Source organism: Rhodococcus sp. FW305-130, from assembly GCF_058788335.1.
The window spans coordinates 742,195-764,996 of record NZ_JBYTAP010000002.1 but is presented as its reverse complement, the minus strand read 5'-3'; the positions used below and the strand labels follow the sequence as shown (position 1 = coordinate 764,996).

At 62.3% G+C, this 22,802-nt stretch carries 20 protein-coding genes and 1 tRNA gene; 17 read left to right on the top strand and 4 right to left on the bottom strand.

Features of this window, described 5'->3' with window-relative positions:
• Position 1 precedes the first annotated feature (1 nt).
• The 16 genes from nuoF (at position 2) to AC3WQS_RS09645 (ending at position 17,198) form a co-directional block, all read left to right on the top strand.
• On the top strand, positions 2-1,321 hold the full coding sequence (nuoF, locus tag AC3WQS_RS09720) for an NADH-quinone oxidoreductase subunit NuoF (RefSeq protein ID WP_019748171.1): 1,320 nt from the start codon (positions 2-4) through the stop codon (positions 1,319-1,321).
• Entirely contained in the window at positions 1,318-3,735 is a 2,418-nt protein-coding gene (locus AC3WQS_RS09715; RefSeq protein WP_492712468.1) for an NADH-quinone oxidoreductase subunit G, read from the top strand. The genes nuoF and AC3WQS_RS09715 overlap by 4 nt, the downstream gene beginning before the upstream one ends.
• Entirely contained in the window at positions 3,732-5,087 is a 1,356-nt protein-coding gene (gene nuoH / locus AC3WQS_RS09710; protein ID WP_021333590.1) for an NADH-quinone oxidoreductase subunit NuoH, read from the top strand. The genes AC3WQS_RS09715 and nuoH overlap by 4 nt, the downstream gene beginning before the upstream one ends.
• Complete coding sequence (gene nuoI / locus AC3WQS_RS09705; RefSeq protein WP_021333589.1) at positions 5,080-5,652, top strand: NADH-quinone oxidoreductase subunit NuoI; 573 nt, start codon at positions 5,080-5,082, stop codon at positions 5,650-5,652. The genes nuoH and nuoI overlap by 8 nt, the downstream gene beginning before the upstream one ends.
• The gene (locus AC3WQS_RS09700; RefSeq protein WP_020907504.1) at positions 5,649-6,446 is read left to right on the top strand and encodes an NADH-quinone oxidoreductase subunit J; all 798 of its coding nucleotides are present in this window, start codon (positions 5,649-5,651) and stop codon (positions 6,444-6,446) included. The genes nuoI and AC3WQS_RS09700 overlap by 4 nt, the downstream gene beginning before the upstream one ends.
• Complete coding sequence (nuoK, locus tag AC3WQS_RS09695; RefSeq protein ID WP_003942238.1) at positions 6,443-6,742, top strand: NADH-quinone oxidoreductase subunit NuoK; 300 nt, start codon at positions 6,443-6,445, stop codon at positions 6,740-6,742. The genes AC3WQS_RS09700 and nuoK overlap by 4 nt, the downstream gene beginning before the upstream one ends.
• 1 nt (position 6,743) lies before the next feature.
• Positions 6,744-8,636: an NADH-quinone oxidoreductase subunit L gene (gene nuoL, locus AC3WQS_RS09690; protein ID WP_492712469.1), complete on the top strand. Its 1,893-nt coding sequence runs from the start codon at positions 6,744-6,746 to the stop codon at positions 8,634-8,636.
• Entirely contained in the window at positions 8,630-10,234 is a 1,605-nt protein-coding gene (locus AC3WQS_RS09685; protein WP_084326611.1) for an NADH-quinone oxidoreductase subunit M, read from the top strand. The genes nuoL and AC3WQS_RS09685 overlap by 7 nt, the downstream gene beginning before the upstream one ends.
• Complete coding sequence (gene nuoN / locus AC3WQS_RS09680; RefSeq protein ID WP_492712470.1) at positions 10,231-11,826, top strand: NADH-quinone oxidoreductase subunit NuoN; 1,596 nt, start codon at positions 10,231-10,233, stop codon at positions 11,824-11,826. Before AC3WQS_RS09685 ends, nuoN begins: the two co-directional genes overlap by 4 nt.
• A gap of 4 nt (positions 11,827-11,830) precedes the next feature.
• Complete coding sequence (locus AC3WQS_RS09675) at positions 11,831-12,514, top strand: lysoplasmalogenase family protein (protein ID WP_492712471.1); 684 nt, start codon at positions 11,831-11,833, stop codon at positions 12,512-12,514.
• 30 nt (positions 12,515-12,544) lie between these two features.
• Positions 12,545-13,129, top strand: a complete 585-nt coding sequence (locus AC3WQS_RS09670; RefSeq protein WP_070385273.1) for an RNA polymerase sigma factor — start codon at positions 12,545-12,547, stop codon at positions 13,127-13,129.
• Positions 13,126-13,845 (top strand): hypothetical protein, encoded by a 720-nt coding sequence (locus AC3WQS_RS09665; protein WP_492712472.1) that lies wholly within the window; start codon positions 13,126-13,128, stop codon positions 13,843-13,845. Before AC3WQS_RS09670 ends, AC3WQS_RS09665 begins: the two co-directional genes overlap by 4 nt.
• A gap of 20 nt (positions 13,846-13,865) precedes the next feature.
• Positions 13,866-14,492: a class I SAM-dependent methyltransferase gene (locus tag AC3WQS_RS09660; RefSeq protein WP_279163919.1), complete on the top strand. Its 627-nt coding sequence runs from the start codon at positions 13,866-13,868 to the stop codon at positions 14,490-14,492.
• 103 nt (positions 14,493-14,595) lie between these two features.
• Positions 14,596-14,666 (top strand) — tRNA-Cys (locus tag AC3WQS_RS09655).
• Between the two features lie 121 nt (positions 14,667-14,787).
• Complete coding sequence (locus AC3WQS_RS09650) at positions 14,788-15,579, top strand: ABC transporter ATP-binding protein (RefSeq protein ID WP_019748159.1); 792 nt, start codon at positions 14,788-14,790, stop codon at positions 15,577-15,579.
• On the top strand, positions 15,576-17,198 hold the full coding sequence (locus tag AC3WQS_RS09645; RefSeq protein WP_492712473.1) for an ABC transporter permease: 1,623 nt from the start codon (positions 15,576-15,578) through the stop codon (positions 17,196-17,198). The genes AC3WQS_RS09650 and AC3WQS_RS09645 overlap by 4 nt, the downstream gene beginning before the upstream one ends.
• A 109-nt stretch (positions 17,199-17,307) precedes the next feature.
• Here AC3WQS_RS09645 and AC3WQS_RS09640 read toward each other — a convergent pair whose 3' ends face one another.
• Complete coding sequence (locus tag AC3WQS_RS09640) at positions 17,308-17,697, bottom strand: hypothetical protein (RefSeq protein ID WP_446695986.1); 390 nt, start codon at positions 17,695-17,697, stop codon at positions 17,308-17,310.
• Positions 17,698-18,219: 522 nt separating this feature from the next.
• On the opposite strand from AC3WQS_RS09640, the gene AC3WQS_RS09635 reads away from it, so the two are divergent.
• The gene (locus AC3WQS_RS09635) at positions 18,220-19,668 is read left to right on the top strand and encodes an MFS transporter (protein ID WP_153211281.1); all 1,449 of its coding nucleotides are present in this window, start codon (positions 18,220-18,222) and stop codon (positions 19,666-19,668) included.
• On the opposite strand, the gene AC3WQS_RS09630 is transcribed toward AC3WQS_RS09635, so the two are convergent.
• From AC3WQS_RS09630 to AC3WQS_RS09620, 3 genes are read right to left on the bottom strand one after another with little or no spacing between them, the layout of a single operon-like run.
• The gene (locus tag AC3WQS_RS09630; protein WP_462375467.1) at positions 19,617-20,462 is read right to left on the bottom strand and encodes a siderophore-interacting protein; all 846 of its coding nucleotides are present in this window, start codon (positions 20,460-20,462) and stop codon (positions 19,617-19,619) included. The genes AC3WQS_RS09635 and AC3WQS_RS09630 overlap by 52 nt on opposite strands.
• Positions 20,459-21,760 (bottom strand): enterobactin transporter EntS, encoded by a 1,302-nt coding sequence (gene entS, locus AC3WQS_RS09625; RefSeq protein ID WP_007735127.1) that lies wholly within the window; start codon positions 21,758-21,760, stop codon positions 20,459-20,461. Before entS ends, AC3WQS_RS09630 begins: the two co-directional genes overlap by 4 nt.
• Complete coding sequence (locus tag AC3WQS_RS09620; protein ID WP_029538034.1) at positions 21,757-22,770, bottom strand: Fe2+-enterobactin ABC transporter substrate-binding protein; 1,014 nt, start codon at positions 22,768-22,770, stop codon at positions 21,757-21,759. The genes entS and AC3WQS_RS09620 overlap by 4 nt, the downstream gene beginning before the upstream one ends.
• Between the last annotated feature and the right edge of the window lie 32 nt (positions 22,771-22,802).

The following is a 22,802-nucleotide window of genomic DNA, read 5'->3' as shown; positions in this document are numbered from 1 at the left end:
CATGACACTCGCCCCCGTCCTGAGTCGATACTGGGATCAACCGAATTCATGGACCCTCGACAGCTACCTTCGCCGCGACGGCTACCAGGCGCTGCGCAAAGCGCTGGCCACGCCCCCCGACGCCGTGATCGAAACCGTCAAGGACGCGGGCCTGCGCGGACGTGGCGGCGCGGGCTTCCCGACAGGCCTCAAGTGGAGCTTCATCCCCCAGGTCTCCGAAGACAAGCCAGGAGACGGCAAGCCTCACTACCTCGTCGTCAATGCCGACGAGTCCGAACCGGGCACATGCAAGGACATGCCGTTGATGATGGCGACCCCACACACGTTGGTGGAGGGAGTGATCATCGCGGCGTACGCAATTCGAGCAGCGAAGGCGTTCATCTACGTCAGAGGTGAGGTTGTCCCGGTTCTGCGACGCCTGCAGACCGCTGTCGCCGAGGCTTACGCGGCCGGATATCTGGGCCGCAACGTCCTCGGTTCGGGTTTCGATCTGGATCTCGTCGTCCATGCCGGAGCCGGCGCCTATATCTGTGGGGAAGAGACGGCCCTCCTCGATTCGTTGGAGGGACGACGCGGTCAGCCTCGACTGCGGCCGCCGTTCCCCGCTGTCGCCGGTCTCTATGCCTGCCCGACCGTCGTCAACAACGTCGAGTCCATCGCGAGTGTTCCGTCGATCGTCCTGGGCGGCCCGGAGTGGTTCCGGTCGATGGGAAGTGAGAAGTCACCGGGATTCACGCTGTATTCGCTCTCGGGTCATGTCACCACCCCCGGCCAGTACGAGGCTGAACTCGGGATCACCTTGCGCGAGCTGCTCGAATACGCAGGCGGGGTCCGCGCTGGACACACCCTCAAATTCTGGACTCCCGGCGGATCCTCGACACCGATCTTCACCGACGAACATCTCGATGTCCCACTCGACTACGAGGGCGTCGGCGCCGCGGGATCCATGCTCGGTACCAAGGCCTTGCAGATATTCGACGAGACAACCTGCATCGTGCGTGCGGTGTTGCGATGGACCGAGTTCTACGCTCACGAATCCTGCGGTAAATGCACGCCGTGCCGCGAGGGCACGTACTGGCTGGTGCAGATCCTGCGTCGGCTCGAAGGGGGAACAGGAACCGAGGCCGATCTCACCAAACTTCTCGATATCTCGGACACGATCCTCGGAAAGTCCTTCTGCGCGTTGGGTGATGGAGCGACCAGCCCGATCATGTCTTCCTTGAAGTACTTCCGCGAGGAATACGTAGCGCATTTCGACGGGAACGGATGCCCGTTCGATCCTCACCGGTCCGTTCTCGCGACAGGAGCGTTCGTCTCATGACTGCAGCCGACGCCACCACTGGAACCGATGCGGCACCGCCGATTGATCTCGTCACCCTCACCATCGACGGCCGGGAACTCCAGGTCCCCCAGGGCACGTTGATCATTCGCGCTGCGGAGATGATCGGCACCCAGATTCCGCGGTTCTGCGATCATCCTCTATTGGACCCGGTCGGTGCTTGCCGCCAGTGCATCGTGGAAGTCGAAGGTCAACGCAAGCCGGTGGCGTCCTGCACGACACCGGTTGCGGACGGAATGGTCGTCACCACACAGCTCACGTCGCCTGTGGCCGAGAAGGCGCAACGCGGGGTGATGGAACTCCTGCTCATCAACCACCCTCTGGACTGCCCCGTGTGCGACAAGGGCGGCGAGTGTCCGCTCCAGAACCAGGCGATGTCGACCGGTCGCACCGAATCCCGGTTCGGTGAGGAGAAAAGGACCTACCCCAAGCCGATCCCCCTCTCGTCCGAGATCCTCCTCGACCGCGAGCGTTGTGTCCTCTGCGCCAGGTGCACGCGATTCTCGAGTCAGATCGCCGGCGACCCGTTCATCGATCTCCTCGAGCGCGGCGCGCTTCAACAGGTCGGGATCTACGCCAACGAGCCCTTCGAGTCCTACTTCTCGGGCAACACCATCCAGGTTTGCCCGGTCGGCGCGCTCACCAGTACGGCATACCGATTCCGGGCGCGACCGTTCGATCTGGTGTCCAGCCCCAGCGTGTGTGAACACTGCGCCGACGGATGTGCTCAGCGCACCGACCACCGTCGCGGAAAGGTTCTCCGTCGTCTCGCCGGGGACGACCCCGACGTCAACGAGGAATGGAACTGCGACAAGGGGCGCTTCGCTCTCACGTACACGACCCAAGGTGATCGGATCACCACTCCCCTGATCCGCAATGCTGACGGCGAATTGATTCCGGCGTCGTGGCCCATGGCACTCGACCTCGTTGCGCGATCCTTCGCGCAGGCCCGCGGTGACGCAGGCGTACTCGTCGGCGGACGCTCTACCTTGGAGGACGCCTACGCCTACGGTAAGTTCGCGCGAGTTGCTCTCGCTACCAACAACATCGACTTCCGAATCCGCGCTCACTCAGCCGAAGAGGAAGATTTCCTCTCAGCTCACGTCGCGGGCCGCACACTTGAAGGGTCGGTGACGTACCAGGACCTCGAATCTGCCCCGACCGCGTTGCTGGTAGCTCTCGAGCCCGAGGAAGAGTCACCGATCATCTTCCTGCGACTGCGCAAGGCCGCACGTTTCGGCAAGACGACGGTGCTCTCCAGCGCGCCATTCGCTACGCGCGGCCTGCAGAAGATGGGCGGTGGTCTACTTCGGACCGTTCCCGGAAGTGAAGCAGCTCTGATGGATTCGTTGTCCCACCCCGGCAGTGAGGAGGGTCAGCTCCTCCGGCAGCCCGGTGCTGTGATCCTGCTGGGTGAGCGACTGAGTGCGGTAGCAGGCGGCTTCGCCGCGGCGCTGCGACTCGCCGAATCGACGGGAGCTTCTTTGGCCTGGGTACCACGCCGCGCTGGTGATCGCGGCGCCGTCGAGGCCGGCGCGCTACCGGGATTGCTTCCCGGCGGACGCCCCGTTGCGGACCCGGCAGCACGTCAGGAGGTGGAATCAGTGTGGGGGGCCTCCATCCCGGCATCCGACGGTCGCGACGCCGCGAGTCTGCTGGATCCGGGGCAGACGACTGCTGCGCTTCTTGTCGGCGGCGTCGAGTTGAGTGATCTCCCGAACCCGGCGAGGGCAAGGGCCGCGATCGAAGCCGCAGGGTTCGTTGTGAGTTTGGAGATCCGTCACAGCGGAGTCACCGAACTCGCCGACGTCGTCTTCCCGGTGGCACCGGTCGCCGAGAAGCCCGGAACCTTCCTCGACTGGGAAGGCCGCGAGCGCGTGTTCGACACCGCGTTGAGAACGACAGGAGTAATGCCGGATCAGCGCGTTCTCCACGCGATCGCAGCCGAGATGGGCATCGATCTGGGCCTACCCGACGCAGATTCCGCACGCTCGGAGATACACCGCCTCGGCGCTTGGTCCGGATCGCGCCCCACCTCGCCTCAGGTCCCGTCAGGCACCATGCCCACACCGGCACTGGGCGAGGCAGTGTTGTCGAGTTGGCGAATGTTGCTCGACAACGGCCGATTGCAAGACGGCGAGCCCAACCTGGCGGGTACGGCACGGCCGTCGCTCGTGCGTTTGTCGGCCGAGACCGCTGCCGAGATCGGCGCCGACAACGGCGATCACGTTGCGGTGTCGACTGAATCCGGTTCCATCACATTACCGTTGGAGATCACCGACCTCCCGCCTCGAACAGTCTGGCTCCCGCTCAATTCACCGGGTAGCACGATCTACGAAACGCTCTGCGTCACCGCGGGGTCCGTGGTGAAGATTGCGAAGGCGGGAGCGCAATGAACACCCACGAGTACGGGACGGTCGCAGCTCCGGTCGACCTGTCGGCGTTCGGGCACGACCCGTGGTGGTTGGTGATCGGCAAGGCTCTCGCAATCTTCGTGTTCCTCGTACTCACCCCGCTGGTGGCGATCTACGCGGAACGAAAGGTCATGGCACGCATGCAGATGCGTGTCGGACCGAACCGGGTCGGCCCCCGTGGAATGCTCCAGAGCCTCGCTGACGGAATCAAGCTCGCCCTCAAGGAGGGCATCACACCGACCGGCGCCGACAAACCGATTTACCTCCTCGCGCCCGTCATCGCGGTCGTGCCCGCCTTCATGGCGTTTGCTGTCATCCCGTTCGGTCCACAGGTGTCGATTTTCGGAACCCGGTCACCCCTGCAACTGACCGATCTACCGGTCGGCGTTCTGTACATCCTGGCCGTCACTTCTATCGGTGTGTACGGGATCGTCCTTGCCGGCTGGTCTTCGGGATCGACGTATCCCCTACTGGGCGCACTTCGATCGACCGCTCAGGTCATCTCGTACGAGGTAGCGATGGGCCTGTCTTTCGCTGCCGTTTTCCTCTACGCCGGCACGATGTCCACGTCCGGCATCGTCGACGCCCAACAGGGAGCCTGGTACGTCTTTCTCCTCCTGCCGTCCTTCCTGATCTACGTGACAGCCATGGTCGGCGAAACCAACAGGGCTCCCTTCGACCTTCCCGAGGCCGAGGGTGAGCTGGTAGGTGGGTTCCACACCGAGTACTCCTCCCTCAAGTTCGCGATGTTCATGCTGGCCGAGTACGTGAACATGGTGACGGTGTCCGCTCTGGCCACCACGCTGTTTCTGGGCGGGTGGCACGCACCGTTCCCGTTCAATCTTTGGGACGGCGCCAATTCCGGTTGGTGGCCGGTGCTGTGGTTTGTCGCGAAAGTGTGGGGCTTCCTCTTCGTCTTCATCTGGTTGCGCAGCACGCTTCCTCGATTGCGCTACGACCAGTTCATGAATCTCGGCTGGAAGGTTTTGATCCCAGCAGCTTTGGTATGGGTGATGGTGATCGCGACCGTTCGTGCGTTCCGCAACGAGGGCTACAACACCTGGGTCGTACTTCTCTGCGTCGCACTGGTTCTCGGAGCTGCGCTCCTGATCGTGTTGGCCGGGACCTACCGCGGCCGACGCCGAACTGCCGCGTTGGTCACCGCTTCGGGGACCTTGCCTTTCGATCCAATGTCGGGCGGCTTCCCGGTTCCACCGCTGCCTGGTCAAAAACTGCCTGGTCAAAAACTGCCTGGTCAAAAACTGCCTGGTCAGAACGTGCCACCGCCGCGACGCACAGATGTTTCCGACACATCGGAGGACTCCCATGCCTGAATTCCTCGGACCTATCGCGGGTTTCGGAGTGACGCTCTCGACCATGTTCAAGAAACCCGAGACCGAGTTCTATCCGGAGGAGAAGCGCCCCACCGCGCCCGGATACCACGGTCGCCATCAACTCAACCGGTATGCGGACGGACTCGAGAAGTGCATCGGTTGCGAACTGTGTGCCTGGGCCTGCCCCGCCGACGCGATCTATGTCGAGGGTGCTGACAACACCGAAGAAGAACGGTTCTCCCCCGGTGAGCGCTACGGGCAGGTATATCAGATCAACTACCTGCGGTGCATCGGCTGCGGCCTCTGCGTCGAGGCCTGCCCCACTCGGGCCCTCACGATGACCAACGAGTACGAGATGGTCGACGACAATCGAGCTGGATTGATCTACGAGAAGGACCGACTGCTCGCGCCCCTGAAACCCGACATGACAGCGCCACCACACGCGCTGCGTCCCGGCACAACTCAGGACGACTACTACCGCGGCGACATCACAGCAGTACCCGAACAAGCAGCACCCGAACAAGCAGTATCCGAGCGAGAGCCGAACCCGGAGACCGAGAAATGATCGCGGCGGTCACGACCACGATCCTGGCGGAGGGAACGATGACATCGACCTCCACCGGCGAGGCGGTGCAGTTCTGGATCCTCGGAACCCTTGCGGTGATCAGCGCTTTGGGTGTCGTCGCCGCGCCCAAGGCCGTCTACTCTGCACTCTTCCTTGCGATGACGATGATCATCCTGGCCGTGTTCTACATCGTCCAGGGCGCACTGTTCCTGGGTGTCGTCCAGATCGTCGTCTATACCGGCGCGGTGATGATGTTGTTCTTGTTCGTCCTGATGCTGGTGGGCGTGGATTCTTCGGACTCCCTGGTCGAAACGCTACGCGGACAACGAGTCAGCGCGATCGTGATCGGCGTGGGATTCGGGCTACTCCTTATCGGCGGCCTCGGAAATGCGTCGATCTCGGGCTTCACCGGATTCACCGGACTCGACCAGGGCAACATCGACGCACTCGCCGATCTCATCTTCATCCGCTACGTCTGGGCCTTCGAACTGACCGGTGCACTGCTGATCACGGCGACACTCGGCGCAATGATGCTCGCACACCGGGAGAAGATCGGAGCCACACTCAGCCAACGCGAACTCTCGCAGCAACGATTCGCGTACCTGGGCAGCGATGAAGACAATCCCGAAAAGGGCTCGGCCACTCCACTCCCCAGTCCCGGCGTGTACGCACGTCACAACGCAGTGGACATGCCGGCCTTGTTGCCGGACGGAACGTTCTCGACGCTCTCTGTCAGCAGCGCGCTCACTCCACGTTCCCCGGATCCGAGCACCGGTGAGGAGACTCAGCGATGAATCCCGAGAACTATCTGTATCTGTCCGTCCTGTTGTTCACGATCGGAGCTGCAGGAGTCCTCCTGCGCCGCAACGCCATCGTGGTGTTCATGTGTATCGAATTGATGCTCAACGCAGCCAACCTGGCGTTCGTGACCTTCGCGCGCATGCACGGCAATCTGGACGGCCAGATCTTCGCCTTCTTCACGATGGTGGTCGCTGCGGCCGAAGTTGTCGTCGGCCTGGCAATCATCATGATCATCTTCCGATCTCGGCGTTCTGTATCCGTCGACGACGCAGACCTGCTGAAGTACTGATATGTCAGGAGGAATCACGTCCGCCATCTGGTTGCTCCCCGCCCTGCCGCTGTGCGGCGCCGCTGTTCTTTTGCTGGCCGGTCGTCGCACGAACGCGTGGGGTCACCTGCTTGCCTGCGTCATGGCTATCGCGTCGTTTGTCGTCGCAGTGGTGTTTTTCATCGCCATGCTCGGCCGCGACACCGCCAACCGCACCGTCACCGAGCACCTGTTCAGTTGGGTCCCGGTCGACAGTCTTCAGGTCGAGTTCGGACTGCAACTGGACCAACTGTCGATGTGTTTCGTTCTGCTCATCACCGGTGTAGGTTCGCTGATCCACATCTACTCGGTCGGATACATGGCGCACGACCCCGAGCGTCGTAAGTTCTTCGCGTACCTCAATCTTTTCCTCGCTGCAATGCTGCTTCTGGTGCTCGCCGACAACTTCCTCGGACTCTACGTCGGCTGGGAAGGCGTCGGTTTGGCGTCATACCTGCTGATCGGCTTCTGGCAGCACAAGCCGTCGGCGGCGACTGCCGCCAAGAAGGCTTTTGTCGTCAATCGGGTGGGCGACATCGGATTGATGATCGCAATGATGTTGATGTTCAGCACATTCGGCTCGCTCTCGTTCAGCAATGTGTTCGGCGACGCGTCCGGCGCAAGCGAAGGTGTCCTGACGGCGATCGGTCTGATGCTCCTCCTCGCTGCGTGCGCGAAGTCGGCGCAAGTGCCGCTGCAGTCGTGGCTCGGCGACGCGATGGAGGGCCCCACCCCCGTTTCGGCTCTGATTCACGCGGCCACGATGGTCACCGCCGGCGTCTACCTGATCGTGCGCTCCAATCCGATCTTCGATCTCGCGCCCGACGCTCAACTCGTGGTTGTCATCGTCGGTGCCGTGACGCTCCTGTTCGGTGCGATCATCGGCTGTGCGAAGGACGACATCAAGAAAGCGCTCGCCGCATCGACCATGAGTCAGATCGGATACATGGTCCTGGCCGCGGGTCTCGGACCAGCCGGATACGCCTTCGCAATCCTTCATCTGATCACCCACGGATTCTTCAAGGCGGGCCTGTTCCTCGGCGCCGGCTCCGTGATGCACGCGATGAACGACGAAACCGACATGCGGCGCTACGGCGGACTCCGGGCGTTCATGCCACTGACTTTTGTCACGTTCGGGCTCGGATATCTTGCCATCATCGGTGTTCCGCCATTTGCCGGGTTCTTCTCCAAGGACAAGATCATCGAGGTTGCAATCGGCGAGGGCGGCGTCAAGGGTGTTGTGCTTGGCATCGTCACGCTCTTGGGTGCGGCGCTCACTGCCTTCTACATGAGCCGCGTGATGCTGATGACCTTCTTCGGGAAGGCCCGCTGGGAGAACCAGAAACCTCACGAATCTCCGGCGGTGATGACGTCTCCGATGATCATTCTGGCGGTGGGATCCGTCGGGGCCGGCATGCTCCTGACCATCGGGTCCAGCTTGCAGAACTGGCTGGAACCGGTTGTCGGCTCCCATCACGTCGAACCGCCGATACCCGCATGGTCGATCACCGCGCTGGCGCTGCTCGCAGTTGCCGCCGGCGTCGCGATTGCTTATCGCGAGTACGCCACACGGGAGATTCCCGTGGTGGCACCGACTCCGGTTTCTCCGTTGACCGTTGCGGCTCGCCGTGATCTGTACGGTGACGCCTTCAACGAGGCGGTGTTCATGAAGCCGGGACAACAACTCACCAAGTCGCTGGAAGTGGTCGACACCAAGGGAATAGGCGGCGTCGTGGGTAGCTTTGCGGTGGTCGTCACCGGCTTGTCCACGCTCACGCGGAAGCTGCAGACCGGGTTCGTTCGTTCGTACGCGCTGGTGATGTTTGTCGGAGCAACACTCGTGGTCGCGACAATGATGGCGGTGACACTGTGGTGATCGAAGCGGCGGTGAGCGACTCTGTGACCAATGCCGGCTTCCCTGCGCTGACGGCGCTCTGGCTGCTTCCGCTCATCGGAGCGGGTGTTGTCCTCGCTCTGCCTGCACGGTCGTACCAATTTGCCAAATCTCTCGCGCTGGCAGTGTCCGTGGCAGTCCTGGTGATCGCCGGCGGTCTCGGAGTTGCGTTCGACCGCGGCGGCGAGCAGTTTCAGTTCGTCGAAAGCCACAACTGGATACCGGCTTTCGGTACCAGCTACACACTCGGACTTGACGGCATCGCACTCGTTCTGGTTCTTCTCACCGCAGTGCTGGTGCCATTACTACTGATCGCGGGCTGGAACGACGTCCCCGCGGACCCGGCATCACCCAAGCGGATGCCGCACACCTATTTCGCGCTGATCCTTGTTGTCGAGTCCATGGTGATGATTTCGTTCAGCGCCTTGGATATTCTCCTGTTCTATATTTTCTTCGAGGCAATGCTGATACCGATGTATTTCCTCATCGGCGGGTTCGGTGGAGTTGGCCGATCGCGGGCCGCCGTGAAGTTTCTGCTCTACAACCTCCTCGGCGGCCTGGTTATGCTCGCTGCGGTCATCGGCCTGTACGTGGTCACCACGCGCGACGAGAGTCCCTTCACCAGCGGCACTTTCGACTTCCGAGCGATCGCGTCCGCGGCGAGCAGCGGTGAACTCGGCGTCGGACCCGGGGTGCTCAACGCCTTGTTCCTCGGATTCATGTTCGCGTTCGCGGTCAAGGCACCGCTCTGGCCGCTGCACAGTTGGTTGCCGGACTCCGCGGTGGAATCGACTCCGTCGACAGCAGTGTTGATGATGGCGGTCGTGGACAAGGTAGGCACCTTCGCGATGATTCGCTACTGCCTGCAACTGTTCCCCGAGTCGTCGTCGACTTTTGCACCGTGGATCATCACGCTCGCCGTGATCGGAATCGTCTACGGCGCAATACTGGCGATCGCGCAGACAGACGTCATGCGACTGATCGCCTACACGTCGATTTCACACTTCGGCTTCATCATTCTCGGAATCTTCGCGATGACCAGCCAGAGCCAGGCAGGTTCCGCGCTGTACATGGTCAATCACGGAATCTCCACCGCCGCGCTGTTCTTGATTGCGGGCTTCCTGGTCTCGCAGCGAGGTACACGATCGATCGCAGCGTACGGCGGCGTCCAGAAAGTCGCACCCGTCCTGGCCGGCACATTCCTCGTTGCGGGGTTGGCAACCCTGTCGCTGCCGGGTCTCGCGCCGTTCGTCAGTGAGTTCCTGGTGCTGATCGGAACGTACTCGCGCTACCACGTGGCCGCTATCGCGGCGACTGTCGCGCTTGTACTGTCCGCGATCTACATACTCTGGCTCTATCAGCGCATGATGGGCGGACCGGTGAAGGAAGGGCAGGGAACGATCCGCGACCTCGCGCGACGCGAACTCGTGGTGGTCGCCCCACTGATCGCACTCCTCCTGCTCCTCGGCATCTACCCCAAGCCTGCCTTGGACGTCATCACTCCTGCAGTGAGCCACACCGTCGTCTACGAGGCACCGACGCCGCTCGTCGCCGACCACGAAGGAGGTGCCCACAAATGAGTTCCTTCAACGACGTGACCATCCTCGGTTCGGCCGATGCGGCATCACCCAGTATCGAATACAGCCTGCTCGCGCCGATGTCGATCGTGTTCGGTGTTGCGGTGGTCGGGGTACTCATCGAAGCCTTTGCACCCCGGCGTATTCGGTACCCAGTGCAACTCGTCCTCGGTGTCGGAGGTTTGGCGGCTGCGTTCGTGGCAGTGCTTCTGCTCGCCGGCACGCGGTCGACGGCGATGATGGGTTCTGTTGCTGTCGACGGACCGACGCTGTTCTTGCAGGCCACGATCCTTCTTGTGTCGATCCCCGCGGTACTGCTGATTGCCGAGCGAGGCTCGGGCAACACCGCCGAAGTGATTGCGCAACATGACGCGCTCGGCAGTTTCACCCCTCAAGCGTCGAGCGTCCCGGGAAGTGTTGCGGAGCAAGAAGCAGTGAAGGTCGGTGTCGCCCAGACCGAAGTCTTTCCGCTCACGCTCTTTGCGGTCGGCGGTATGTTGTTGTTTCCGGCTTCGAACGATCTACTGACGATGTTCGTTGCGCTCGAAGTGTTCTCACTGCCTCTGTATCTCCTGTGCGGTCTGGCACGCAGACGTCGCCTGCTCTCCCAGGAAGCTGCGCTCAAGTACTTTCTGCTCGGGGCATTTTCGTCGGCGTTCTTCGTTTTCGGAGTTGCGTTGCTGTACGGCTATGCCGGGACGGTCACGCTCTCCGGTATCGCCGACGCAGCACGCATCGGGTCGGGCACCGACGCCTTCCTCTGGCTCGGAACGGCCCTGGTGGCAGTGGGGTTGCTGTTCAAAGTCGGTGCAGTGCCGTTTCATTCGTGGATTCCCGACGTCTATCAAGGGGCGCCGACGCCGATCACCAGTTTCATGGCGACTGCGACCAAGATTGCCGCGTTCGGCGCCATCCTTCGCGTCTTCTACGTGGCCCTGCCCAATGAATACGTGAACTGGCGCCCGCTGATGTGGGCGGTCGCGATTCTCACGATGGTTGTCGGATCGATCGTTGCAGTGACGCAGACCGATATGAAGCGAATGCTGGCCTATTCGGCTATCGCGCACACCGGATTCATTCTGACCGCCGTGGTGGCGGACTCGGATGCCGGCCTCGCCTCGGCGATGTTCTATCTTCTGGCTTACGGATTCAGCACCGTGGGTGCGTTCGCCGTCGTCAGTGTGGTCCGGGACGCTGACGGTGAGGTCGCTGCGCTGTCGCGCTGGGCCGGATTGGGCAGACGCTCACCATTGGTCGGCGTTGTGTTTGCACTGTTCCTGTTGGCTTTCGCCGGGATTCCGTTGACCAGTGGGTTCATCGGAAAGTTCGCGGTGTTCAGCGCGGCCGCCGAGGGTGGGGCCGCGCCTCTCGTGATCGTCGGCGTCCTGTGCAGCGCGATCGCCGCCTACTTCTACGTGCGAGTGATCGTGTTGATGTTCTTCACCGAATTGGCGGAAGACGCACCGACCGTCGTGGTGCCGAGTGCACTGACCAGCAGTGTGATCGGCCTCGGCGCCGGTGTAACGCTCATCCTCGGCATACTCCCCCAGCCGGCGCTCGATCTCGCCGAGCGTGCAGCGGACTTCGTGCACTGAGCCGATGAGTGAATCTGTTCGCGACGCCGGACTGCCGAGTACCTTGCGGTCGCCATGGTTTGTCGGGTTTTCCGCGGTGGCGATTCTTCATCTGATCCTGAATGCCGCTGATGCTGTGCCCTGGGACGGGATCACCAAGGTCATGCTCGCGCCGATTCTGGCTGCCTGGGTTGTCGACCAAGGCGGACCGAGGATTGTTGCTGCTGCGCTGATTGCCTGCGCTTTCGGAGACCTGTTCCTGATCTGGGACTCCACGTTTGTCATCGGGATGGCCGCCTTCGCGATCGGTCACGTCTGTTTCATCCGATTCTTTCTCTCGCACGGCGCTCTTCGGGAGATACGAAGGCGGCCATGGTTTTTGTGCGCGTACGCCGTTGCCGGAATTGCCCTTGTGTCGTACGCCTGGACCGGTCTCGAACCGGCACTTCGGATTGCCGTCCCTGTGTACGCCGCAATCCTGGTGGGAACCGCGTCCACCGCACTGGCCTACAACACGATCACCGGTATCGGCGGCGCACTGTTCCTCACCTCTGACGCCCTGATCCTGCTCGGTCAGGCGAACAAGTGGCAGCCTGCCGCTGCCGGCATCTGGATCATGACGCTGTACATCCTTGCGTTGTTGCTCCTGACCGTCGGAATCCTCGGCCGGAGTAACACGGCATACCGTCCATTGGCGCCCACGCTGTAAGGATCAGCAACCAGCCGGACATCTCTTCTTATGACGCCGAAATCCGAGGACGGGCCACCACCGAGCGACGAAGAGCGTTTCACCGTCCTGTGGGACGCCTACGCCGGTCGGGTGTTCGCCTATACCTGCCGCCACGTCGATCATCACAGCGCACAGGAAGTTGTCTCCGAGACGTTCCTCGTTGCCTGGCGACGCTTGGACGACGTGCCCGAACAGGCACTTCCATGGCTGTTGGTGGTGGCTCGAAACACCGTGAACAACAACCGTCGAAGCGTTCGGCGCCATGATGCGTTGACCGAGAAGATGCGACGCATCGAACAGATCGCGGCATCGACGCCGGGCGCCGACGTTACTGTCACCGACCGCACGGAACTGCTCGAAGCACTGGCAACACTCACCGTCACCGAGCGTGAAGCCCTACTCCTGACTGCCTGGGACGGATTGACCGCCACCGAAGCAGCGCGGGTCGCCGGGTGTTCGGTTCCAGCCATGCATGTTCGACTCTTTCGCGCTCGGCGTCGATTGAGCACCGGGTTGGCTTCAGAACCTGACACCGCGATCCCGATGAACACCGCCCGACCTTGCGCTGCCGCCGAACACGGGAGTACTCCATGAGCAAAGATTTGCTGACCACCCTCGAGAAGCTGCGGCCGACCGATTCTCTTTCCGCCGAACTCTGGCCCGAGAACGTCCAGGTTGCCGCTCGCATCCGAATCATCGCTGACGAAAACAACATTGGAACACCCAGAGTTCCACGCCGCCGGGTAGGCGCCGTAGCTCTCGTCGCGATGCTCTGTGCAGCGGGAATGGTGGGCTGCGCCGCTGCCACGGCGATGATGCCTAAACCGTTTACGGATATGTACTCGGGTTGGCAGACCATGCCGGGAACCAACGGCGGAATAGATCCGTCCACCGCCGAGCGGGTCGGGTCCATCCCCGGACCTGACGGAACCGTGTTCAGCGTCTTCGTTGCCCACGGCGCTGATGGCTGGAGGTGCGTCGCCCCGGTTTTCGAGACGTCATCCGAGACCGACAAGGTTGGTCCGTCGAAATTCATCAGCCTCGGACACGGCTGCAGATCGAACGACGACTTGTACGGCGCAGATTCATTCGGGGGCGGCGCCGGGTACGAGGCCGGTTCGCACGAGGCGACCTACGACGCAGGGGCGGGAGGTGCCGTTCGGGCCGAACTTCACACCGCAGACGGCCAAATCTATCCGACAGTTCTTGCCGAAGACCGCTTCTACGGATGGATTCCCCTCTCGCTCATCTCCCCTCGTCCAACCCTCGTCGGATATGCCGCAGACGGGACGGTCGTCGGCACCCGGTGAGCTGTCGGTACCCTCGAAAGATGACTGCACAGGCCCCGAACGAGCGCATCCCCAGCCAGTGGGAAGAGATCACTGCAGCCGACTCGACGCATTCCACACGATATGTCGAGCGTTTCCGTTCCATGAGAGCGGACGGCAAGGACATTGTCGGGGAAGCACGTTTGATCGACGCGATGCTCGGACGCGGTGGCCGGGTTCTCGATGCAGGGTGCGGGCCGGGCCGACTCGGCGGTTATCTGCACGACGTCGGGCATGTGGTTGTCGGAGTCGACGTTGACCCGGTTCTCATCGCTGCCGCGGAGGAGGACCACCCAGGCCCGACGTGGCTTGTCGGCGATCTCTCCGAGCTCGATCTACCGGCCCGCGGTGTCGAGGCGAATTTCGACGTCATCGTGTCGGCAGGCAACGTGATGGCGTTTCTCGCTCCGTCAACCAGGCAAGCAGTATTGTCAGGATTTGCTCGTCATCTCACTCCGAGCGGCCGAGTGGTCATCGGATTCGGTGCCGGCCGTGGCTACGAGTTCCCCGAGTTTCTCGCCGATGCGGCCGCGAGTGGCCTCGAGGCTGATCTGCTGCTGTCCACGTGGGACCTGCGCCCGTTCAAGGACAATTCCGAATTCCTGGTCGCGGTGTTCTCCCGCGCCTAGCCCGCCAGTTCACCGCCTTCCCCACAATCCGTCACATGGCGATCAATTCACCCTGATCACAATCCTGGCGACTGTTGTTCACTACGAACATAATTGGATCAATGCGGGTGTGGCCGAGCGGCAAGGCAGCGGTCTGCAAAACCGTCCACGCAGGTTCGACTCCTGCCATCCGCTCAGCTTGCGAACCAGCGACTCATGCCGCGACCAACCACCTACCAAAGACATTCGGTGCACGCAGCCTGCATCGCTCCGCTCTGTCTCCGCGCACAGGGCTCCGGACAGTTACCCTCGATCGATGCACCCTCTCCCCGAGACAGGCCAGTTGCCTCCCGGACCGATGGCCTTACAGGTGGAACACCTCTGCATGGCGTTCGGCGCGAAAGTTGCTGTGAACGACCTTTCCCTCGCGGTGCCCTCAGGTTCGTTGTTCGGCCTGGTGGGCCCTAACGGTGCGGGAAAAACGACCACACTGTCGATGGCTGTCGGATTGCTTCGCCCGCACTACGGTCGCAGCCTGGTGTACGGCTACGACGTGTGGAACGACCCTGTGGCAGCGAAGAGTCTGCTCGGCGTTCTACCCGACGGTCTGGCGCTACCCGCCCAGTTCACCGGTCATGAACTACTCACCTATTTCGGGCGACTGCGCGGCATGCCAGAGGACGTCATCGCGTCACGACGCGACGAACTGTTGGCCGCGCTCGATCTCGCCGATGCAGGTGGAACGGTCATCGCCGACTATTCAGCGGGTATGACGAAGAAAATCGGGTTGGCCTCCGCCTTGTTGCACGGCCCTCGCTTACTGGTACTGGATGAGCCGTTCGAAGCTGTCGACCCCATTTCTTCGGCCGGAATTCGGAGCATTCTGCTCTCGTTCGTCCACTCAGGTGGCTCGGTCATTCTTTCCAGTCACGTGATGGCCCTTGTCGAACAACTGTGTACTCACATCGGAGTCATCGCAGACGGGCGCGTCGTGGCTTCAGGAACGGTCGACGAGGTGCGCGCAGGCAACACACTCGACGAGGCATTCGTTCGCCTTGTCGGCAGCCGCAGTCCCAATCCCGACGGACTGTCATGGATGCGCGCATGAGCATTACGAGCTTGCCGACGACGCGCAGCGCCCCAACCTCACTGTGGCGCACTGTTCTCCGCATGCGCGTGACCCTCTACAAACGTCAATTCACCGGCGGCAGAGCCGTCATCAAGGTCGTTGCAGCACTCTTCGGCGTTCTGGGGGCAGCTCTACTGTGCCTACGAACTTCGGGAACAAACGGCGTTTCTCCCGAACTCGTCAGCGGCACAACCAGTCTCGCACTGTCGGCTATCGGCGTGATGTGGATCCTGATGCCGATCATGTCTGGTCTGTCAGATGACAATCTTCACCCCAGACAGTTCCAACTACTCCCCCTGGAACCCGTCCGACTCGCCAGAGCACTGTTCTCGACGTCGCTGGTCGGTATGACCGTGCCGATTACCGCGTTGGCTGCAGCAGCGATTCCAATTTATGCCGCTACACACCACCCTGCCGCACTGCCATTGGCCATTATCGCTTGGCCCGCAACGGTCCTGCTCATTGTCGGCACCTCACGGGTCGCGATGCTGGCGATGTCGCAGCTCCTGCGGAGTCGTCGCAGCCGCGAACTGGGACTGTTGGCATTCGGCACGTTCTTCGGCGGACTGTATCTGCTGCAATTTCCGCTGCAGAGTCGCCTCGGCACGGTCGTGGACGGCAACGTCACGTGGCCGCTCACGGTCGCGCATTCGATACCGTTCGCGTGGGGAATCACCAGTGTCGACGCAGCAGCAGGAGGCGCCTGGCTCCTCGCCGCCGGAGCAGTCCTCGCCCTGGTGCTGGTCGATCTCGCACTGCTGTGGTCATGGCAACGCCTGGTCGTTCGCTACTTCAACGGGAAGGTCGCAGAATCAGCGGGCGCCACTTCCGTGCAATTGAAGAACCAGGGCCGCGACATTCGAACCGGTTGGCGCGCATCCCGACTGGGCACCGTCATCTCTCGCGAGCTTTCGCTCTGGCACGGAGACATGCGCCGACGAACACAACTGCTCTCCGTTGCCATCATGACCTTGGTCTCCGGCTTCGGACCGCTGATCTCGTCATCGATCCCCTTCTCCGCCGCATGGGGTGCCTGGTTCCTGATCTACCTGGCAATGGCAGCCGGATCGAATCTGTACGGATTCGACGGCGCATCGATCTGGCATCTGGTGATGATCCCCGAAGCCGCTGCCGCTGACGTCCGGGGCCGACAAATCGCGTGGGCAATCGTGATGACACCCTTCGTGGTCGTCGCAACAGCTGCTGCACGGATCTTCGGGGACCTCGGGACCGACCGACTGGCCGTGCCGATCGCCGTCGGCATTTCGATGATGGGAGTCGGTGCAGGATTGGTAGTGGCGATATCCGCCAAAGCGCCCTACCCGGTTCCGGAGATGAAGAAGACGTTCTCCTTGAACACCCGCGGGTCCTTCAACGGCTCGTCCTTCGGACTGATCATCCTCGCCATCGTCATCTTCGCCGCGACAACGGCGCCCGGCGTTCTACTCGGGGCGCTGCTACCGAACCCGGTGAACTATTTCGCCATCCCTGTCGCTGTTGCGATTGGTGCACTTGGTGCTTGGATCGGGGGCCGCGTCGCGATCACCCGTATGCAACGCGAGCCGGATCGGATTCTGTTCGCGGTTACCACCACATGATCGTTGCCCAGATAGTCCGAGAATTTCTGGGCGTCAGCGCAGTAGCCGCAGCTTGCACCAAAAAACTCAGTCTGGGCAATCGGATTATCAGGGAGCCAGGTAGCCAGCCTCAACGCGTTCGGTCCTCGCATATCGCCGCCGGCGCTTTCGTGACATAGCTTCCGCTCGAGCCGAACCATTGCCCTGGAATCATCGCACCACCAAGATGTTTGGCATGCCCCCGGAGCAACACGGTTCCGTACGTGTCGCCGAACGTCCCGGCCGATGCGGGAACTGCGCGCACCCGGCCCCTTCGCTCGAGCGCGGCTGGATCGAGCGCTGCCTCAGGTTCGCGCCCCAACCCGCTCGGTGCGCAGAAATCCTGGTGATGGACCACTACACCGGAGCGATGGAATTCTGCCGGTGCCGACATCCGTTCCACGGGTCCTGATCGCGCCGGATCCTCGAGATCCGCTGCCGAGCCGAGTCCCTCGGCGCCCCGGCTCGACAGCGAAATCACACCTGAATCAGCTCAGCGAACTCAGGAGCGGCTCGAGCAGCTTGTAGAGCTCGAAGATGCCGATGATCGTTGAAATAGAACCCATGATGATCCTCCGTGATTCGTGAACTTTCCGTGACGTCGCGTCACAGGCAGAAAGCTAGCAAACCCGGCATTCAAACGGGGACCTTGGATGTGTCCGGCAGATGAACTCCCTGCTGGCAGAGCCCTTTTGGTGACCAGCGTCATGTTGGACGAGAAAAAAGCCCTATTGTCACATCACCTGACCCTGACCGACGGCAACAGCGAAAGTCTGCCGGTTGCGGTCTCGCGATACTTCGCGTCAATTCCGCCCCATCCGACTCTTGCTTTGTGCGCTGAATCCGATTACATTTCTCCACAATAACGGTACGCGTAACGAAATAACAAGACGCTCTACTGCACTGACCTATATACCCAGTGCCACAACCCTTCCGGACTCTTCCTGGGGCGGCGCTTCGTCGTGTCCAGAAGCTCCTCACTCCCCGATCGAAAGAGAGCACGATGACCACAGAGAGCATCTCCGGAAATCAGCCGCGACCGGTAGCAACTATCGCAAGCCTGACCCTGCTGATCGCTGCCGTGGCCGCGCTCGAAAGCATCATCGTCCCCGCACTCCCCCTGATACAGAGAGACTTCGGAGTGACGGCCGACGTCGGAGCGCTCGCATCCGTCGCTCTGACGTTGAGCACTGTTCTCGTCACGCCGATGGCCGGGCGAATAGCCGACGTGTACGGCGCCCGCCCCACCTTGCTCGCGATCACGACAATCGTCGTCCTGGGCGGCAGCGTGTCCGCTCTTGCAACGATCTTCCCGCTGTTCGTCCTCGGCCAGTTTCTCCAGGGATTCGGGCTCGGGTTGTTGCCCGTGAGCTTCGTGGTCCTACGACGCACTTTGTCCTCGGACCGACTCAAGACGGCCACGGGTTTGCTCGGGGCTGTCGTCGTGGCCGGCGGCGCTCTGGGAGTCGTATTGGCCGGGCCTGTCGCGGAAAACGTCTCACGCACCGCGATGTATGCAGTTCCGACCGCGTTCGTTTTGCTCGGCGCAATTGCTTTTGCCGTGAGCACACCACGAGATCACATGTCGAACGTCGGCGGCCGACTCGATTGGCTGGGAGCTGCTGGATTGGCTCTGGGGTTGTTGACGCTGACGGCGTGGCTGGCGAGCGCATCGAGCAACGGGTGGGGCGCACCGACGTCGATGCTGCTGCTTCTCGCTTCCGCTGCCGTGTTCACGATCTGGGCCAGGTATCAGAGCCGGACAACCGAGCCGATGGTCGACCTGACGATGATGCGGCATCGTTCGATGTGGAGCGCCGTGGTCGTCGGCGTGGTTTTCGGGTTCACCTACGGCGCTGTTGTCTATCTACTTCCGCAGCAACTCGCCGTGCCGGCAGAGAGCGGATTCGGCCGCGGTGCGTCGACCAGCGCCATCGGCTTCCTGCTGTGCGTCGGCTACGGCGCAGCGGTGATCGCGTCGGTGATCTCCGGAAAGCTCGCACAACGGGTCGGCACGAAAGCCATTGCGGTAGCGGGGGTTGCCTTTCTCGGCCTGAGCGGCGCCGTCGGGGTCTTTGCAACCACGATGTGGCAGATCGTTGTGGTGCTGATCCTTGCGGGTACCGGCGTTGCCGCCGCGTCGACGGCAGTGTTCGTCATCTCCGCCGACAGCGCACCGGCAGACCGCGTAGGTGTCACGACGGCAATAGTCACGATCGCCAGATCGCTGGGTTCTGCTGTGGGAACCCAAATTGCCGCCGGGATCATCGCGAGCGCGACTTCATCCGGCGGCCTTCCCCAGCACTCGGCATTCGCCACGGCTTTCGGAGTAGCGGCAATCGTTGCGATTGTCGGACTCGTTGTCGCGGTGACGATGCCGAAACCGGCGTCAACCGATGTTCAGTGGTCGTCGTCGTCCTCGTCGAAGTCTGCGACTCCGCGCTTCCAGTAGCCCGTGATCAGGTGGTCGCCCGAACTCAGGCCGAGTTCGTCGCGTACGAATCTGCGAATCGGCTTGAGACTGGTGGCCTCACCGGAGATCCAGGCGTAGAGGCGCTCACCTTCGGGCACGGTGACCGTCCGGACTGCCTGCTCGAGTAGATCCGAGTGACCGGCTGGGACGCCACCGCGGTGCAGCCATCGCACCTCGACGCCTTCCGGAACAGTGAGTTCGATTTCCTGTGAAGGGTCGGTGATCTCGACGAACACCCACCCGGCGGCAGCAGCGGGCATCATCTCGAGCCAACGAGCAATGGCAGGAAGGGCGGTGATGTCACCGGCTAGCAGATAGCGGTCGTACGTCCATGGAACTACGACGCCGCCGGGTGGACCTGCCACGTGCACCCGAGTGCCGACGGTGGCCGCCTGAGCCCAATCAGAGGCGTACCCACCTTCGTGGAGCGCGAAGTCGAGGTCCAGCTCCTCCGCCTCGGCGTCGTATCGACGGACGGTGTACTCACGCGAGATCGGCAATGGACGAGGCCACTTCAGGCTGAATCCGTCGCGTTCGGGTAGACGCAAAGTTCCGTCTGCATCCGGGTACACCAGGCGGACATGCTCGTCGGGAGCGTGCGATTCGAAGCCCGCCAACTCCGGTCCACCCAAGGTCAGACGCAACAGTCCGGTCCCGACCATTTCGCTGCGAACAACTTCGAGTTCGCGAATGCCGATGGGGTACGGCACTTTTGCGCCGGTGGTTCCCGCCAGAACTTCGGCGATGGTCGCGAGGTGGTCTCCTCGGTTCATGAACTACCTTCCTTTTCCGGCGGAGCATTCCCCACCGGCACAGTGTTTTCGGAGAGATCGACTTCGTTGATCTCCGAAGTTACCCGGCGCACCGAACCCAATGCTGCCAGGAGCACCAGGCCCAGTGTCACACCGGCGAGCCCCAAGACCAGTAGCGCGGCGCCAGGCTCGAGCCACTGCCCGAGGAACCCGGCTGCCATCGAACCGATCGCCGTACCCGTGACGGCTTGCACCATCCACAGACTGGACACGCGTCCGCGCAATTCGTCCGGCGTGTTCTGTTGAAGGACTGCAAATCTCAGAATGTCGTTGAGTGCGCGGCCGAGGCCGAATCCGGCCAGGCCCAGGAACGCGACAATCGCTGCTCCCGACGCACCCAGTACCACCAGGCCGAGAGGCATCAGCGCAACAGAGATCAACATCGCGGCGCCGTTGCGGTGGACTCGTCCCGTCCACCCGCTGGTGAGGGAACCGACCACAGCGCCGACAGCGGGGGCGCCGTAGAGCAGACCGAGCATGGTGGGTCCGCCGCCGAGAACCTGGTCGACGAAGGCAGGCAGCAACACCATAGGCCCGCTGACGAACATGACCAACAGTCCGCTGATCAGGATGCCGCGAATGACTGTGTGCGTGCCGGCGAATTTCACGCCGGTCACAAGCGCGCGCATCGGGCTTTCGTGATTCGTGCCCGGTGCAGGGGAAGGGCCGATGGCTTGGAACAACGTGACAGTTGCTGCGGTGGCCACCGCAGCAACAAAGTATGTCGCGGGGATGCCGCCGGAGGCGATGATCACGCCGGCGATTGCCGGCGAGATCATCGTCCCGATGTCGGTGGTCAGCGCTACCAAAGCGCCGGCCGCAGCCATCTTGTTGCGCGGCAACAACGTCGGCATCAAAGCCATCAAGGCCGAGCTGCTGACACCGCCGGCCAAGCCGTCGACGGCTGCCGCGACGTAGATGACCCACATCGACGGGTGTGGCAAGAGCGCATTGCACCCGAGAATGACAAAGCCGAGACCCGCAGCACTGCGGGCCAACTGGATGGTGCGTCGCCGGTCGTAACGATCAGCGAGCACACCGCCGAACAGGCTGCCGAAGAACATGGCGATGGCCATCGCCGTGGACACTCCGGCAACCTGCAAGGTCGAGCCGGTGAGCTGGTACGTCTGCGCGGGAACGGCTACGACGAGCAGTCCGATCCCGAGCAGCGAGATCAATCGCGCGGAAAACGCGTACCTGAATGGACGGCTGGTCCGCAACGGTGAAACATCGATCACCAGCCCACCGAATCGAGTCATGCGAAGGTCTGGCCGATCAGGTCGAGCGTAGCCATTGCGCCGTCGTAGTCAGGACGGTAGCTGGTGGCGGGGAGCTCGAACGTCGTGCCTGCCTTGAAGGACGGCAGCTGCGAGTAGAGCGGATCGGTGGCGAGTTCGGCCATCGGGCGACCGGACACCGGAATCACAAAGGCGACAGGAGCATCGGCGACCTGCGAGAGCAGTTCCGGGCTGACCTCGAACGAGTCACCCGAGCCGAAGAGCTGCGGGTTGCCGGCCTTGGCCATGACGTCGTCGGCCTTGAAACCGAGCTCGGCGAGCATTGCGGGGAGCGCTGCCGTCGGCGGCACGAGGTACGGCTTGTTGTTGGCGAGCGAGAGAATGTAGACGACGTTGCCCTCGGGAACCTTGATCTTGCCCTTGACCTCTTTGACCTTGTCGTCGTACGCGCTGATCAGTGCCGGAACCTTGTCCGAACGACCTGCGGCATCGGCGACGATCTCGAGCTGCTTGTCCCAGTTGGCAACCGTCTTGGGGACCAACACGGTGGGTGCGATAGCAGTCAGCTGGTCGTAGAGTTCCTCGGCCTGAACCGAGGTGATGCCCTGTCCACCGCCGATGATCAGGTCGGGTTCAGCCGCCGCGACGGCTTCGATGTTGAGCTGTTCGCCGGCCGGCAATTCCTTGGTGCCCTGCGCCTTTGCGGCATCCGACCATGCCGGCGGGAATCCACCGTCGAGGTTCGTGACACCGAGGACGCGGGTATCGGTGGCAACCACCGGTGCGTCCAGGGCGTACAGGTATCCGGCGAGACCGCCGCTCAGAACCACGATGCGCTCCGCCGACGCGGGCACGGTGACCGAGCCCTTTTCGGTTTCGATCACGCGCGTCGTGGGCTCTGCAGCCTTGGTCGGTTCGTCGTTCGAATCGCTACTGCAACCGATCATCGCCACGAGTGCGACGATCAGCAACCCTGCGATGGCGACGAATCGTCGCCAACTCCGTATCGCGAGGGGCGGTGTGGACTTCATCATTGAGCTCCCATTGTGTTTCAACTGTGTGG

Excerpts from the sequence above, each read along its gene's own strand:
- nuoF (WP_019748171.1), top strand. The coding sequence starts at position 2 with ATGACACTCGCCCCCGTCCTGAGTCGATACTGGGATCAACCGAATTCA.
- AC3WQS_RS09715 (WP_492712468.1), top strand. The coding sequence starts at position 1,318 with ATGACTGCAGCCGACGCCACCACTGGAACCGATGCGGCACCGCCGATT.
- nuoH (WP_021333590.1), top strand. The coding sequence starts at position 3,732 with ATGAACACCCACGAGTACGGGACGGTCGCAGCTCCGGTCGACCTGTCG.
- nuoI (WP_021333589.1), top strand. The coding sequence starts at position 5,080 with ATGCCTGAATTCCTCGGACCTATCGCGGGTTTCGGAGTGACGCTCTCG.
- AC3WQS_RS09700 (WP_020907504.1), top strand. The coding sequence starts at position 5,649 with ATGATCGCGGCGGTCACGACCACGATCCTGGCGGAGGGAACGATGACA.
- nuoK (WP_003942238.1), top strand. The coding sequence starts at position 6,443 with ATGAATCCCGAGAACTATCTGTATCTGTCCGTCCTGTTGTTCACGATC.
- nuoL (WP_492712469.1), top strand. The coding sequence starts at position 6,744 with ATGTCAGGAGGAATCACGTCCGCCATCTGGTTGCTCCCCGCCCTGCCG.
- nuoN (WP_492712470.1), top strand. The coding sequence starts at position 10,231 with ATGAGTTCCTTCAACGACGTGACCATCCTCGGTTCGGCCGATGCGGCA.
- AC3WQS_RS09675 (WP_492712471.1), top strand. The coding sequence starts at position 11,831 with ATGAGTGAATCTGTTCGCGACGCCGGACTGCCGAGTACCTTGCGGTCG.
- AC3WQS_RS09670 (WP_070385273.1), top strand. The coding sequence starts at position 12,545 with ATGACGCCGAAATCCGAGGACGGGCCACCACCGAGCGACGAAGAGCGT.
- AC3WQS_RS09665 (WP_492712472.1), top strand. The coding sequence starts at position 13,126 with ATGAGCAAAGATTTGCTGACCACCCTCGAGAAGCTGCGGCCGACCGAT.
- AC3WQS_RS09660 (WP_279163919.1), top strand. The coding sequence starts at position 13,866 with ATGACTGCACAGGCCCCGAACGAGCGCATCCCCAGCCAGTGGGAAGAG.
- AC3WQS_RS09650 (WP_019748159.1), top strand. The coding sequence starts at position 14,788 with ATGCACCCTCTCCCCGAGACAGGCCAGTTGCCTCCCGGACCGATGGCC.
- AC3WQS_RS09645 (WP_492712473.1), top strand. The coding sequence starts at position 15,576 with ATGAGCATTACGAGCTTGCCGACGACGCGCAGCGCCCCAACCTCACTG.
- AC3WQS_RS09635 (WP_153211281.1), top strand. The coding sequence starts at position 18,220 with ATGACCACAGAGAGCATCTCCGGAAATCAGCCGCGACCGGTAGCAACT.
- AC3WQS_RS09630 (WP_462375467.1), bottom strand. The coding sequence starts at position 20,462 with ATGAACCGAGGAGACCACCTCGCGACCATCGCCGAAGTTCTGGCGGGA.
- entS (WP_007735127.1), bottom strand. The coding sequence starts at position 21,760 with ATGACTCGATTCGGTGGGCTGGTGATCGATGTTTCACCGTTGCGGACC.
- AC3WQS_RS09620 (WP_029538034.1), bottom strand. The coding sequence starts at position 22,770 with ATGAAGTCCACACCGCCCCTCGCGATACGGAGTTGGCGACGATTCGTC.